The organism is Aquimarina muelleri DSM 19832, assembly GCF_000430665.1.
GTDB classification, from domain to species: Bacteria; Bacteroidota; Bacteroidia; order Flavobacteriales; family Flavobacteriaceae; genus Aquimarina; species Aquimarina muelleri.
This window is the reverse complement of sequence record NZ_AUML01000019.1, coordinates 93,863-110,620: the sequence shown is the minus strand read 5'-3', so window position 1 is coordinate 110,620 and position 16,758 is coordinate 93,863. Positions and strand designations below refer to the sequence as shown.

Below are 16,758 nucleotides of genomic sequence, written 5' to 3'. Positions count from 1 at the left end.
CAGTAGTTAATGCTTATGGTCCTACAGAGGCAGGAGATGATGTAAGTTTACATTTTATGAATGAAGCTCCATCGGGTCAGAATGTTTCTATAGGTAAGCCCGTAGCTAATATGCAAATTTATGTAGTTGATGATAAGGATAATTTATGTCCGGTAGGAGTTATGGGGGAGTTATGGGTTTCAGGAATAGGAGTAGGTCGAGGATATTTGAATGATTCAGCAAAGACAGCTAAGGTTTTTAGGGACAATCCATTTACGAATTCTTCTTCACGATTGTATAAGACAGGAGATTTAGGTCGTTGGTTGTCAGATGGTAGTTTAGAGTTTTTGGGTCGTAAGGATGATCAGGTAAAGATTCGAGGGCATCGTATAGAATTGGGAGAGATAGAAAGTGTTTTATCCTCTCAATCTGGAGTTAACAGTTGTTGTGTTTTGGCAAAATCAGATAGTAGTGGTTTGGATCGTTTGGTAGGGTATGTTGTGATGTCAGGAGCTTTTGACAAGCAGTTTTTACAGGATCAATTAAATCAGGAGTTACCATCGTATATGGTTCCTTTGGTATGGGTTTGTTTAGAAGAGATGCCTTTAACGGTACATGGTAAGATTAACAAGAAGGAGTTGCCAGACCCAGATATGTCAAGTTTATCCACAGCAAGTTACGTAGCTGCATCAAATGAGATAGAGGAGGAATTGGTACGAATCTGGCAGGATTTATTAGGCGTAGAGCAAGTAGGAGTTCATGATAACTTCTTTGAATTAGGAGGACATTCTTTACTAGCAACTCGTTTAGTAGCAATGATCCGCATGAAAATGAAAGTAGAGGTGTTAATCAGAGCTGTTTTTACACATGGTACAATTTCAGAATTAGCAACTCATATTTCAAAAATCGAAAAAGGAACAATATTACCTGAAATTGTTTTTCAGAAGAAAAAAGGAAAGATCCCTTTATCTTTTAGTCAAGAAAGATTATGGTTTATCGATCAGTTAGAAGGGAGTCTTCAATATCATATACCAATAGTTTTGCGATTAGAAGGAGCAGTAGATAAAAGCATATTAGAAAAATCTTTTAGAACGATTGTTGCCAGACACGAGGTATTACGTACAGTGATTCATTCCGATGATGGTGTTGGGTATCAAGAGGTAATTTCATCAGAGGGATGGAAAATGGAGGTTGTTTCAATAGAGAGTTCTGAAAATATATCAAAAAATTTAGAAGACTATCTTTCTTGTCCTTTTGATTTATCAAAAGATTATATGCTTAGAATGCGTTTATTGTGTTTGGGAAATGACTCATATATATTAGCAGGAGTATTTCATCACATTGCTAGTGATGGATGGTCAGATGGTATTTTAGTAAATGAATTTGTAGATTTATACAATAGATTTAAAAAAGGACAAATAGCAGATTTATCGCCATTAAAAATACAGTATTCTGATTATGCGCTATGGCAACGCGAACATATAGAAGGAGCTGTTTTAGAAAATGAATTAGGGTATTGGGAAGAGAAGTTAAAAGGAACTTCACCTTTGATACTACCTACAGACTTTCCTAGAACTTCTGTTCAAAGTATTAAAGGGGCAGATTTTAATTTTTCGTTAGATAAAGAGTTGCAGAATGGGATCTCTAGAATATGTAAAAAGCATGAGGTAACTACTTTTATGATGCTATTAGCTGCGTTTAAAGTAGTGTTATCCAAATATAGCGGGCAAGAAGATATTTGTGTAGGAACACCAATAGCAAACAGAACCCAGCAGGAGACTCAGGATTTGATCGGTTTTTTCGTCAATACTCTGGTGTTGCGTAGTAATGTAAATAGTGAAGAGTCATTTTTAAAGTACTTAAAACAAATAAAAGAAACAACTTTAGAGGCTTATGGATATCAATTTGCTCCTTTTGAAAAGGTAGTAGAACGTGTTGTTGAAACACGAGATAGGAGTACTAGTCCATTGTTTCAGGTATTATTTGTATTTCAGGATAAGGTAGTTAATCAAGGAAATATGTCATTAGATGACGTGCAGTTATCACCATACGATTATGATAGAAAAATATCTAGTTTTGACATAACATTAGCGGTGTCGGAAGTTGACTCAGGATTTGAAATAGGAATAGCGTATTGTGTTGATTTGTTTACAGAAGAAACAATTCGCCGTTTAGCAATTCATTATAGAGAGTTGCTAAGCAACATAGTTAATAATGCTGAGTTGAAAATAAATGAACTATCTATAATAACTAAAGAAGAGAAAAATGACTTATTATATGAGTTCAATCCTAAAAATATAGTTTATCCAAAGGAAACTACGGTATTGGAGATGTTTTATAAACAAGTAGAGTTGACACCTAATAATATAGCATTAGTTTATAAAAATACATCTTTAACATACCAGGAATTAGATATACGAACGAATCAATTAGCAATTTATTTACAAGAGCAGGGTATTTTAGCAAACAATTTTGTGGGAATTTGTGTGGATCGCTCTTTAGAAATGATTATTGGGATTTTAGGAATTTTAAAATCAGGAGGAGCTTATGTGCCTATTTCTCCAGATTATCCAGAAGACCGTATCAAGTATATTTTAAAAGATACAGCAATGCGCCTAGTTCTTAGTAGTATGGATTGTGTTGCTAGTCTAGAAAATCAACCAGAAGTAACATGTGTTTTATTAGATAAGGATTGGAGTACTATAGAAGCTACTTCACAAAAAACAGTATCTAAGCATATTAAGAAAGAAGATGTTGCTTATGTTATTTATACCTCTGGTTCGACAGGAACACCTAAAGGAGTTGCAGTTTCTCATGGAAATTTACAGGCTTTGGCTTTTTCTAGAATCTCTTATTATGGAGATGTGACGTCAATGATTTTATTACCTTCTTTTGTATTTGATCCTTCTGTATCAGTCATTGTAGGAACTTTATTAACAGGAGGACGATTGATTGTCCCAGAAAGTTTATCGATAAATGATGCTTCAGCGATGAAATCATTATTAGGAGGAGAGATGGACTTATTGTTATGCGTACCAGCATATTATCAATTTTTGTTAGATGAAAACGTATTGGATAATACTGTCTTTAGAGGAGTTATTCTTGGAGGAGAATCCTTAAGTAGCACTATTGTTTCTAGGCATTTTGAATTATATCCTGATATTCCTATTTATAACGAATATGGTCCTACAGAATGTACTGTATGGTCTACTGTATGTAAACTTACAAGATCAGACCAACGAATCACTATTGGAAAACCGATAGATATAGCACAGGTATATGTTGTAGATGAGTTTCAGAATTTAGTACCCAAAGGAGTTTCCGGAGAATTGTGTATCAGTGGCGATGGGGTATCAAAAGGATATTTGAACCAAGAAGGTTTGACTCAAGAAGTGTTTATAGAAAATCCATTTGTTTCTGGAAATAGGATGTATAAAACGGGAGATATAGTGCGCTGGTTGTCAGATGATTCTTTAGAATTTTTAGGGCGTAAGGATGATCAGGTAAAAATAAGAGGATATCGTATAGAATTAGGAGAAATAGAGAATGTTTTATCAGAATCAGAAGACATAAAAAGTTGTTGTATTCTGGCTAGAGAGGATGATTCAGGGATGAATCGTTTGATAGGATATATAGTAAGTGTAAATGATTTTGATAAGTCGAAGGCTCAAGAATTTTTAAAACAGCGTTTGCCTGAGTATATGGTTCCTCAATTATGGGTTGTTTTGGAAGAGATGCCATTAACAAGCAATGGAAAAGTAGATAAAAGAGCTCTTCCTGAACCTCAAAAATCACAATTATCAGAAGCAGAGTATATTGCTCCTAGAAACGATCAAGAAAAAAAGTTAGTGATCATTTGGGAAGAATTATTGGGGGTTGATAAAATTGGTGTTAGTGACAACTTTTTTGAGCTAGGAGGTCATTCATTATTAGCCACTCGTTTAGTTTCTAAAATCCGTAAGGATATGGAGCTAGAAATTACTGTTAAAAGTATTTTTACTCATCCCAAAATAGCAGATTTAAGTATTTATCTCGAAAATCAAACAAACCAGATAGTAGTACCCAAGATAGTAAAGGAAGAACGAAAAGCACGAACCCCATTGTCTTTTAGTCAGGAACGATTATGGTTTATTGATAAAATGGAAGGAAGTGTAGCTTATAATTTACCGATTATAATGCACTTAAAAGGGAAATTGAATGTCTCAATTTTTGAGGCTTGTTTTAAAGAAATTGTTTCTAGACATGAAATTCTTAGAACAGTTATTAAAACAGAAGATGGGATAGGGTATCAGGAGGTCATCTCTCCAGAAAATTGGAAACTGGATATTGTTAAAGTAGAAAATGACCAGACATTAGAAGCTTTTTTGAAAACGGAAATATCTCGTCCATTTGATCTTTCTAAAGAGTATATGTTTAGAATGAAATTGTATGACTTAGGAGCAGATAAATATGTTATGGCAGGAGTTTTTCATCATATTTCTAGTGATGGGTGGTCTAATGGTATTTTAGTTGAAGAATTTACAGAGTTATACAAGACGTACAGTTTAGGAGAGCAGCCAGTTTTGCCAGAACTTCCAATCCAGTATGCAGATTATGCATTATGGCAACGAAAGTATCTAGAAGGAACTGTTCTGGAAAAACAATTGTTATATTGGAAAGAGAAATTGCAAGGCGTCTCTCCATTATATTTACCTATAGATTATACTCGCCCTTCTATACAAAGTACTGAAGGAGCAAATAATTCTTTGATATTGAGTAAAGAATTAAGCGATTTGTTAAAGGAATTATGTGAAAAAGAAGGTGTAACCTTATTTATGCTCTTGCTAGCAGCTTTTAAAGTTCTATTATATCGATACAGCGGACAGGAGGATATTTGTGTTGGGACACCAATAGCTAATAGAACACAAGAAGAAACAGAAGGAATCATAGGTTTCTTTGTAAATACACTAGCATTAAGAAGTGATTTAGGTCATTCTCCATCGTTTGTAGAGTTATTGAGGCAAGTAAAACAAGTTACTTTAGATGCTTATAATCATCAATCAGCTCCTTTTGAAAAGGTTGTTGATGCTGTTGTAGAAAGACGGGATAGAAGTATAACCCCGCTGTTTCAAACAATGTTTACATTACAAAATACGATTAAAACAAAAGAAGATGTCCAAGGAACAGCAGTAGTTGGTGACCTAGAGCTGTCCTCTTATGATTTTGAAGAAACAACAGCACAATTTGATATAACATTAACAGCATCTAATAGTGATGCTGAAATTTCTTTCAATCTAGAGTATTGTACAGCTTTATTTAAGAAGGAAACTATAGAGCGTATGTTGAGGCATTATAAAGAATTGCTATATAGCATTGCCAAGACACCTGATGTGAAGATAGAAGTATTATCGATGCTTGTTCAAGAAGAAAAAAATCAAGTATTACATACTTTTAACACGACTAAGAAGGAGTATCCTTTAAACCGGACTATTTTAGATTTGTTTGTGGATCAGGTAACAGAAACACCAGGTAATCGGGCAGTTATTTTTGGAGAAGAATCCTTAACATATGCTGAGTTAGACACTAAATCTAATCAATTAGCGGAATATATACTAGACCAAGGATTAGATAACACGTCTTTTGTAGGTATTAGTATTGGGCAATCTATAGAAATGATTATTGGTATTTTGGGTATATTAAAAGCAGGAAAGACTTATGTTCCAATAGACCCTAATTATCCTCAGGAGCGAATAGATTATATTTTGAAAGATGCAGGCATAGAAATGGTTCTTACTAATAATGTTAGTAGTTCTATTTTTTCAAATATGGAGGGTTTATATAGTATTGTTTTGGAATCCGATTGGAGTTCTATGATTAAAGATACTCCAAGCAGAGTCTTGCCAAGGGTATCTTCTGAAGATTTAGCGTATATTATATATACTTCTGGAACAACAGGTAATCCGAAAGGAGTTTTAATTAGCCATGATTCATTATATGATTATTCTTTAACCTGTAGTGATTATTTTGGGTTTAATCAAAGCGATAGAATTATACAACAGTCGAGTATCTCTTTTGATACTTCTATTGAGGAGATTTTTCCAATATTAGTAAAAGGAGGAAGTCTTTTTATTATAGAAAAGACAAATGATTTTGAAGAGTTGTTGCGAGTTTGTGAAAGAGAAAGAATAACGATATTGAGTACTAATCCATATTTGGTTCAATATCTGAACGGACATAAGGAAGATTTTTCGCTTAATATCCGGGCATTGATTAGTGGAGGAGATGTATTAAAGCCAGAATATGTTTCGAATTTATATGAAGAATTATCGGTATATAATACTTATGGCCCAACCGAGAGTACAGTTTGTATTAGTTATCATAAGGTAACATCTTTAGATGGTTCGATTCCAATAGGAAAGCCAATATCTAACAGGCAGGTTTATATTTTGAATGAGGGCCAGCAATTGAATCCAGTAGGAGTAGTAGGAGAGCTTTTTGTAGGAGGATCAGGATTAGCAAAAGGATATTTAAATAAGCCAGAATTAACAGATCAACAATTTGTTCCAAATCCATTTAATACGGGGGAGATTTTGTATAAGACAGGAGATATGGGATATTGGTTACCCGATGGCAGTCTTGTTTTTTCAGGAAGAAAAGATACTCAGGTAAATATTCGGGGATATCGAATAGAGTTAGGAGAAATAGAGAGTGTATTAGCTTCGGTAAAATCAGTGATTAGTTGTTGTGTTATATCAACGACAGATGTGGAGGGGCATCCTCGTTTAATAGGTTATGTTGTTTATGAAGGAGAATTTGATAAAACAATCCTTCAGGAAGCATTACGAAATCGATTACCCGAGTATATGGTTCCACAATTATGGGTTCCATTATCTTCAATGCCCTTAAATCATAGTGGCAAGATAGATAAAAAAGCTTTGCCTACTCTTGAATTAGCAAGTCTTTCATCAGAGACTTATGTTGCTCCGGTAAGTGATATAGAGAGGAGTTTAGCTCAGGTATGGCAGGATTTACTAGGAGTTCCTAAGGTAGGAATACATGATAATTTCTTTGACCTTGGAGGAGATTCAATTATTACTATTCAGGTAGTGAGTAGGTTAAAACGATATGGGTATCACTTACAACCTAGAGATTTATTCGAACACCAGACTATTTCTGGTTTATCACAAGTTGCATTACTAAATGGGAGTGAGATAAAAGGAGAACAAGGAATATTGGTAGGAGAGAGTAATTTATTGCCTATACAACAATGGTATTTTGAAGAAGCATATTCTCAAACATCCCAATTTAATCAATCAATTTTTGTCGCTATTAATAAACAAATAAATCAATCGTTTTTAGAGCAAGCCGTAAAAGCATTAGTTGCTCATCACGATGCTTTACGATTTAGTTATGTAGAAGACGAAATAGGGTGGAAACAACATTATGATCATAAAGAAGCTATCCTAGAGGTTGTAGACTTACAGGATGCTAGTCAGAATGAAATAGCCTCTTTGATAACCAAAGCTTGTACTGAAAATCAAGAAGGGTTAGTTTTGGATAAAGGAGATGTGTTTAAGGTAGTTTTAATAAAAACGCCAGAATATGAAAAGATGAATCGATTGTTTATTGTAGCACATCATTTGATAGTAGATGGGGTATCATGGCGTATCATCTTAGATGATTTTAATGCAATTTTAGAAGCAGTTAATAAGGAAGAGAAAATAGATTTAGGAGTAAAAGGAAGTTCTTATAGAGAGTGGGTAGACGCTTTGAGTACATATGCTATTGATACATCTGTGATGGAACAATTACCGTATTGGAAAACTGCAATTAATGCATATACACCATTACCAGTTGATAAAAAGAATGAGAGATCAACATATAAAGATATTATAGACTATTCTATAAAATTAAATGCAGAGTACACAGCCATACTGTTAAAAGAGGTTCATCAAAGTTATGGAACAGAAATCGATGACATTTTACTTTGTTGTTTAGTACTGACTATAAATGAATGGACAGATCAGGATACAGTAAATATAGGTATGGAAGGGCATGGACGTGAACATATTTCTAAAAGTATAGATATCAGTCGTACAGTTGGATGGTTTACTAGCTTGTATCCAGTTTCATTATCCATAGCAAGAGATCTCTCTTTAGGAGATTTGATTAAAACGATAAAAGAACAATTAAGGCGTATTCCTGAAAAAGGGATAGGATATGGAGCTTTGCGATATTTACACCCTTCAGAAGATATAAGAAACCAATTATCGGGAATTTCTTGGGATATTGTATTTAATTATTTAGGACAATTGGATAATACAGTACAAGCAAGTGATATTATAGGACGAGCGGATGAATCCTCAGGAGAAGAGATTGGTGGAGATGTTCCATTTTATGAGAAATTAGCAGTAAACAGTTCCATTGCAGGAGGTGAATTAATTATGGGGTGGAGCTTTTCTAAAAAAGAATATGATATAAAAACCATAGAAAAATTAGCAGAAAGCTATTTGTATAACCTTAAGCAATTAATAGATCATTGTAAAAACAAAAAACAACGTGAATTAACACCTTCAGATTATGGGTTGCAAAAAGAAATAGAATATGATGAGTTTAGTACATATGCAGAGACATTAATCGAAGAGGATGTAAATGGACAACTATCTTTTGCTCCATTGTATCAATTGAGTCCTCTACAAGAAGGTATGCTATTTCATGGTGTTTTTACAGAACACTCTAATGCTTATGTAGAACAATTAGTAATAGATTTTTCTAAGCCGATTGATACAGAAACGATGAGAATATCTTGGGAGTATGTAATTCAAAATCATAGTATACTAAGAAGTGCTTTTATATATGGAAAATTTAGCACTCCTCTTCAACGAGTACATAAAAATGTAAAACTTCCTTTTGAGGAGTTGGACTATAGTGTATATCAAGAATCAGAGCAAGAAGCGTTGTTAAGTTCTTTTTTAGAGGAGGATAAAAATAAGGGATTTGAGTTTTCTAAACCTCCTTTAATGAGAATTACAATCATTAAATCGACTTCGGATATTTATAAAATGGTATTTACACATCATCATATTGTAATGGACGGATGGTCACTTTCTATTATGGTGGGGGAGTTAATGATGGCATATGAAACGATTTCAAAAGGAGAAAAATTGCCGGAAATAAAAGAAGATTTATTTGAAGAGTATATTAAATATATTGCGGAAAAAGATCCATATGAAGAAAAAAGATTTTGGAAGAAGTACTTAGACAAATTAGAGTTTCCAACATTATTATCTTTTTCTGAAAATAGATTATCTAGAAATAAAGGTATTGGTGATTATAGAATAAATTCGGAAATAATAAACTCTACCGATACCGAAAAACTAAAAGAATATGCTCAGAAGAATAGAATAACAGTAAATACTATAGTACAATGGGTGTGGTCTTTATTGTTGTCTAAATATACAGGGAATAAAACAGTTGTTTATGGAGTTACAGTTTCTGGTCGGCCAACGGGTATGGAAAATTCTGAAAATAAAGTAGGATTGTATATCAATACACTTCCGTTATGCACATCTATTGATCATGACAAAACTGTAGTTGCTAGCTTGCAAGAAATACAAAAAGCTCATACAATCTGTAGGGAACATCAATATACAAGTTTAGCTACCGTACAACAATATAGTGGAATTAAAGGAGATCTGTTTGATAGCATTTTAGTTTTTGAAAATTACCCTATCTCAGAAGAAGTTTTCAAAGAAGAAAGCTTGTTAGAGGTAACAAGTATGGAGGCTAAAGAAAAAACGAATTACCCATTGACAATTACGGTAAGTTTGGGGAGAGAGTTGGAAATTGATTTTAGTTATAATATGTCATCATTAGGTGCTGAAAAAGTAACTATGATTAAAGGGCATTTTAATAAGGTATTAGATCAATTATTAAACTTACCTGATGCTGCTGTGGTTTCTGAAGTGAATATACTTTCTGATAAAGAGAATGAATTACTAGAGATATTCAATGAGACATCAGTAGCATATCCAAAGGATAAGACCGTAATAGATTTGTTTACACAACACGTTATAAATACTCCAGATGCAATTGCTGTAGTTTATGAGAACGAGGAATTAAGTTATAAGGAGTTGGACAAGCGTTCGAACCAGTTGGCACGTTATTTACAAGAACAAGGGGTCGTACCAAATACTTTGGTAGGTATTTGTTTGGAGCGTAGCTTAGAGATGTTGATTGGTATTTTTGGGATATTAAAATCAGGAGGAGCTTATGTACCTATAGATCCTGCTTACCCAAAGAATCGTATTGATTATATAATTAAAGATGCAGGAATTGATTTGATATTGAGTAGTGGATCCAGTGCAAGTGTAATAATTGAACGTGATGATTTATCGGTTGTTTTATTGGATAGTCATTGGGACAATATTTCTGGTTTTTCTACAAAGAAGTTAAGTAGTTTGTTGCCTAGTTATTTAGCATACGTTATCTATACATCAGGAAGTACTGGTAAGCCTAAGGGAGTAATGATTGAACATGGTAATATTACAAACTTAATTAGCTCTCAGACTCATACATTTAATTTTGATCCAAGTGATGTTGTTTTACAATTTTCAAATTTTGTATTTGACGCTTCTGTTGAACAAATTTTTATAGCATTATGTAATGGGAGTAAATTGGTTCTTATAAATGAGAAAATCATTCTGGATCCATTACGTTTACTAGATTTCATCGATGATGAGAGAATTACACACCTCCATACTACTCCTAGTATGCTAAGTACTTTACCAATTGGACGCATTTTACAATCATTGAAACGTGTAGTTGTAGGTGGAGAGATTTGTAGTAAAGAATTGATGTTAGACTGGAGCGAGAACTATACATTTTATAATGAATATGGACCAACAGAAACAACAGTAACTTCTGTTATGTCTATTTATAAAAAGGTTAAGGATAATAAAGCAATTAGTATAGGAACCCCAATAGGTAATACTCAGGTTTATATTATGAATGAGAGGCATGCTCTATTACCTATAGGCGTAGTTGGAGAATTGTGTATCGGCGGAGCAGGAGTGACCCGAGGATATTTAAATCAAGAAGAGTTAACCAAAGATAAATTTATTTCTAATCCTTTTGTAGAAGGGGATAGAATATATAAGACGGGGGATTTAGCATGCTGGCTTCCTGATGGGACTATAGAGTTTATCGGTAGAAAAGATGACCAGGTCAAGATTAGGGGGTATCGTATAGAATTGGGAGAGATAGAAAATACCTTATCCTCTATAGCGTCTGTTATTCAGTGCTGCGTTTTGGCAAAGGAAGATGCAAGTGGTATTATGAGTTTGGTAGGGTATGTAGTAGTAGAAGGTGTATTAGATAAAGAAAAATTACAAGAAGCGTTGCGATTAAGTTTGCCAGAATATATGATTCCTATGCTTTGGGTAGCGATGGATAGGATGCCTTTGAATAGTAATGGGAAGCTAGATAAAAAGTCCTTACCCGAACCAGATATATCTCAATTATCCACTCAAGAATACATAGCTCCACAAAATGAAACAGAAGAGCAAATGGTTGCTATTTGGCAAGAGTTATTACAGTTAGAAATGATAGGAGTACAGGATGATTTCTTTGAATTAGGGGGGCATTCTATATTAGCAATGAAATTGATTTCTCAAGTAAATAAGAAGTTTTCTAAAGCATTACCGATAGTTTTCGTATTTGAATATCCCACAATTAAGCTATTTAGTGAAGCGATAAATTCTAATCAAAAGAAGGAGTATAAGGTTTTGGTTCCTTTAAATGAAAAGGGAGAAGAAAAACCGATATTTTGTGTACACCCTTTAGGAGGTACGGTCATAGTGTATAAAGAGCTATCTGACGCTTTGGGTGATAAGCAGCCTTTTTATGCATTTCAGTCTTCTGGATTGGATGGTCTTTCTCCTATTCTAAAAACTGTTGAAGAAATGGCAGCTGTTTATATAAAGGAAATGCAGAAAATAGATGCAAAAGGTCCTTATCGTTTAGCAGGGTATTCTTTTGGAGGAAAGATAGCATTCGAAATGACGAAGCAATTAGAATTAGAAGGTTTTGAGGTAGAAGAAATGTTGCTTTTTGATGTAGGGCCTCCAGTAGAAAAAGACCTAGAGGAGGAGTTAGAAATTAGTTATGAAGAGTTTTTAATGGTAATGATTGAAGGAATTAATAAAGAATACAATGTTTCAATAGCAGTAAATGCTTCTGATTTTGAAAATAAATCAGAAGAAGAACAATTAGAAAAACTATATGATTTGATACGAACTTCAGAAATTGAGATTACAGAGGCTCAAATGCGAGGAACAATAGGAGTGATAATAGCTAATGAGTATAGCAATTACAAGCCGCCAATAAACTCTCAAATAAAAACAACTATAAAACTATTTAAAGCAGGTGAAGAATTAGACGAAGAGGAACAACTATTAGAAGCAACATTAGCTGATGATGGATATGGCTGGAATGCACTAACTACAAAAGAGGTTGAAGTTTTTAAGGTTTCTGGAAATCATTCGAACATGCTAAACATGCCTTATGTATTGGATATAGTGAAATGTTTGAAAGTAAACAATTAATTGATTTTGGTATAAAGTAAAAAAATGAAAAAATATAAGGTTTATTTAGCACTGTTAATGATTTCTCTTTTTGGAACAGATTTAACAGATTTTGCACTTAGTGTATGGATTTTAGAACAGCCAGGATCTAGTGTTAGTTCCTATTCTCTGGTTTGGTTTTTTGAAGCTGTTCCAGGAGTAGTATTAGCTCCGTTTATAGGAAGTATGGTAGATCGTTGGGACAAAAAGAAAATGATAGTAGGGGGGCAAATAGTAGCAGGAATAGGAAGCTTGGCTTTAATGGCTTTACATAACTTTGGGATGTTACAGGCGTGGCACATTATGATAGTTGCTGGTATAGGGTCTGTAGCCAGTATGTTTGTTTTTGATGCATTTCAAGCATCTACCAGTACATTGGTTTCTAAGGATAAATTAGTGAAAGCGAATGGTATGTCAAGTACTATGTATGGAGTAATTCAAATGGGAGTACCAATTTTAGCTCCTGTATTGTATAAATTGATAGGTATACGAAGTATTTTTTTTATAGATGTAATTACTTTTTCAATAGCAGTAGTGGCATTTTTATTATTAGGATTTGTAGTAGTTGCCCGATCTAGTGATAAATTTAATTTTAAAGAAGATTTTAAACTAGTAAGAGCCTTTGTAAAAGAGAAAGCAGGATTTTCATACTTTATCTTTTTCTTTTTTTTAATGTCATTTTTGATAGGTCTTATCAGTGTATTGTTTACGCCTTTGGTACTCGATTTTTCTAATGAATATATATTAGGTATTATCATGTCATGTGCAGGAGTAGGAGCTTTACTCGGAGGAGTACTAATGAGTGTTTTAAAAGAATTTAAACGCCCAATGAATGCTGTTATTAATTTAGGATATTTAAAAAGTCTAGTTTTTTTAGGGTGCTTTTTTTTTATGAATCAGTATACTTTAGCAGTTGCAGGTGTTATAATAATGGCTCTTTTTACAATAGAAATGGTTATTAGTGAGGCTTTTCTTCAAACATTGATTCCTGTTGAAAAACAAGGAAGAATTATGGGGACAGTTTCTTTTTTGGTAGGAATTACCGCTCCTATTGCATATTTGATTGTAGGGCCTTTAGTGGATTATGTAAAACTTTTTGTTGATCATTTTTTTCCAGACCTATATACGCACTATCCAGGAACTAATCTTACGGCAGCAATCGCAGTAGTGTTTGGTTTATGTGGAGTGTTTTTAATTATTATTTCATTTGTTTATAAACAAAAAAAAGCATTTAATAATCTAGATGATTTGTATGTGAAGGAATTAGAAATGTTAAAAGAAAATAAAGATTTGACCCCAGTAGTTAATGGAGCAGAAATTGTTGATCAAATCGAAAATCATAGTGAAGAAGAAAAAGAAAAAGAAGTGGGGGTATAATATTATTTTTGACCTGAAACTTATCTTATTTAAATGAGTCTTATAAGTAAAATGAAAAAGAAACGTTTTTAGAGATGATTTATATTCAGAAAATATTAAAATAAAGAAACCCTCTTTAATATACATTAATTAAAAAAGTATTTATAAAAATGAAAAGTATAATAAGTAGTATGTTATTATTTATGATTTCTCTTGTAATAAGCGGGCAAGAAACATATAAAGGACAAGTAAAAGATAGTAATACTAAAGAAATACTACCTTATGTTAATATTGGAATTCTTGGTAGAAATGTAGGAACAGTATCCGATAATGTTGGTAATTTTCAAATTGAATTAGAGTCAAAATACGATCTGGACACTATACAAATATCGATGATAGGATATAAAAGTTATATAAAAACGGTAAAAGAATTTAAAAAAGAAATACTGAAATCAGACAATATTTTATTAGACCAAGAAATTACAGAGTTAAGTGAGGTAATGCTTTCAGGTAAAAAATTAAAAGAAAAAACACTAGGAAATAAAACAAAATCAAAAAGTATGATAGGGGGATTTTCTACTAATCAGTTAGGAAATGAAGTAGGTATAGTTATCAAAATCAAAAAGAAACCTACTTATGTCAATCAATTTAATGCATCTATTGCCTCTAATAAATATGATAATGTTAAGTTTAGACTTAATTTTTATAACTTAAAAGATGGAGTTCCTCATGAAAGTATTCTTAAAGAAAATATTATACTCACTACAGATATAAAAGAAGGTGTGTTTAGTGCAGATCTAAGTAAATATAATATAGTTGTAGAAGATGATTTTTTTGTGTCACTAGAATGGATAGAAGATTTAGGTAAAGATGGATTGATGTTTTCAGTAGGGCTTTTTGGAAGTCCTATAATCGAAAGAAAAACAAGTCAAGGAGATTGGAATAAAGTAGGAGTAGGTATTGGCTTTACAGTAGATGTAGAATACTAATCTTAACTGGATTATTAAAAAAGTTAGACTCTTGATATTGTAAGTCACACATTTTGTAGTGATTTAGTTTTTTGAGCAGAAGTAGGATTATTAGTTCTGATATAACTAAGAGAATTATCAAATGTGTTGTTCTGTTTTAAAAATGTTTTTCAATTTATGATTCATAGTTTTAATTCACATTGTGGAGTTTAATTCTTCGAAGCTTGCCTCGAAAATAAAATATATTTTCGGAAGCATGTTTCGTGAGTTTGCTCCCAATGTTATTGATTTATAATTTGTTAATAGTATGTTCCGGTCTACTCCGGAATAACAAAATAACCAAAACACAATGCCTTTTGCTTGTCATTCCAGCACAGGCTGGAATCCATAATAGAAATAAAGAGGTGTTTTGCTTTTACAGATATTAAATTCTCAAAAAAATACAGCTTAACTTAATGATATTAAGATTTCTACGAGGTTATTGATTTATGTTATTTAGAACTTAGTTTTTCTTTTTCACCATTTTCTATATCTATAAAATGGGCAAATGTTTTGATTAATCTATTATGTTTGTTTACAAAAGGATTTGTTTTATCCCAAACATAACCAGCAAGAACTGCACATATTTGTTTTTTGATTTCTGGGTTTTCGGGTTGATGAAAAAATAATTTTTGAAGGCTCCCCGTGTACCACTCTTTTATATAAGACGCAAAAACAGCTACACCAGCCTTAATATACTTTGAGTATTCTTCTTCCCAGTCAACTACTTTATTCTGTAGTTCTTTGGTAATAAGTTTTGCTGCTAATAATGCAGATTCTGTAGCAAATGTAACACCCGAAGAAAATACAGGGTCTAAAAACTCTGCGCTATTACCTGTTAATACATATCCTTTTCCGTATAACTGCTTTACAGATTTTGAATAGTTTTTTATAAGCATAGGTTCAAACATAAAATCAAGACCTTTAAATCTTTCATAAAAGTAATCCGAAAGCTTTAGCATTTGTGTTAGTTTTTCTGTTTCACTACCTTTAAATGAATCTAAAAACTCTGTAGGACCGACATAGCCTATACTAGTAATTCCGTTAGAAAAAGGGATTACCCATAGCCATGTTTGTGTATCTATTACATCAAAAGTAATAAGTGTTCCTTCATTTCCATGAGGTCTGCGAATATCTTTGATATGTGTAAAAATTGAAGAGTGTTTAGGCAGTTTAGAAGGTTTTTCCAAATCTAATATTCTAGGTAGTACTCTCCCATAACCACTAGAATCTATAATATACTTTGCGTGGATAGTCTTACACTTACCATCTTTATCTTTAATAGTGGTTTTTGAAATTTCTTTTTCGAAATGTACATCAATGACCTCTTGTCCAAATGCAATATCAATTCCTCTTTTTATAAGCTCTTGAACTAATGTATTATCAAACTCTGCACGAGGCACTTGCCATGTCCAATTCCAGCCTTCGGTATGTTTTTTACTAAAATCAAAATTACAGACTTGTGCCCCTTTGATAAATCGAGCTCCAGATTTTATTTCAAATCCACTAGCGTTTAAGCACTCTAATAACCCGACTTCTTCAAAGTGATCCATACATCTGGGTAAAAGGCTTTCCCCTATCACAAACCTGGGAAAAATACTCTTTTCTACGACCTTTATCTTAAACCCTTTGGCGTGTAAATAAGAAGCAGCAACACAACCGGAAGGACCAGATCCTATTATTAAAACATCTATATTTTCATCATTCATAGCACTACCGTAGTTATTAATTCCCTAATTATTATAAATTTGCAAACCAAAATAACTGTTTTATTTTTGGTTATTGAAATAATATTCATTAAAATTTCGAGGTAA

General features: G+C 32.8%; 4 protein-coding genes. 3 read left to right on the top strand and 1 reads right to left on the bottom strand.

Annotated elements, in window-relative coordinates; genetic code table 11:
- The 3 genes from H527_RS0109640 to H527_RS0109630 all read left to right on the top strand — a co-directional run.
- A partial coding sequence (locus tag H527_RS0109640; protein ID WP_027412524.1) for a non-ribosomal peptide synthetase occupies positions 1 to 12,563 on the top strand: 12,563 nt, incomplete at its 5' end.
- Between the two features lie 24 nt (positions 12,564 to 12,587).
- Positions 12,588 to 13,958 carry an MFS transporter gene (locus tag H527_RS0109635; protein ID WP_027412523.1) on the top strand — a complete coding sequence of 457 codons (1,371 nt, stop codon included), beginning with the start codon at positions 12,588 to 12,590 and terminating at the stop codon, positions 13,956 to 13,958.
- 149 nt (positions 13,959 to 14,107) lie between these two features.
- Complete coding sequence (locus H527_RS0109630; protein ID WP_027412522.1) at positions 14,108 to 14,926, top strand: carboxypeptidase-like regulatory domain-containing protein; 819 nt, start codon at positions 14,108 to 14,110, stop codon at positions 14,924 to 14,926.
- A gap of 470 nt (positions 14,927 to 15,396) precedes the next feature.
- Here H527_RS0109630 and H527_RS0109625 read toward each other — a convergent pair whose 3' ends face one another.
- Positions 15,397 to 16,653: an NAD(P)/FAD-dependent oxidoreductase gene (locus H527_RS0109625; protein ID WP_027412521.1), complete on the bottom strand. Its 1,257-nt coding sequence runs from the start codon at positions 16,651 to 16,653 to the stop codon at positions 15,397 to 15,399.
- Positions 16,654 to 16,758: the final 105 nt, after the last annotated feature.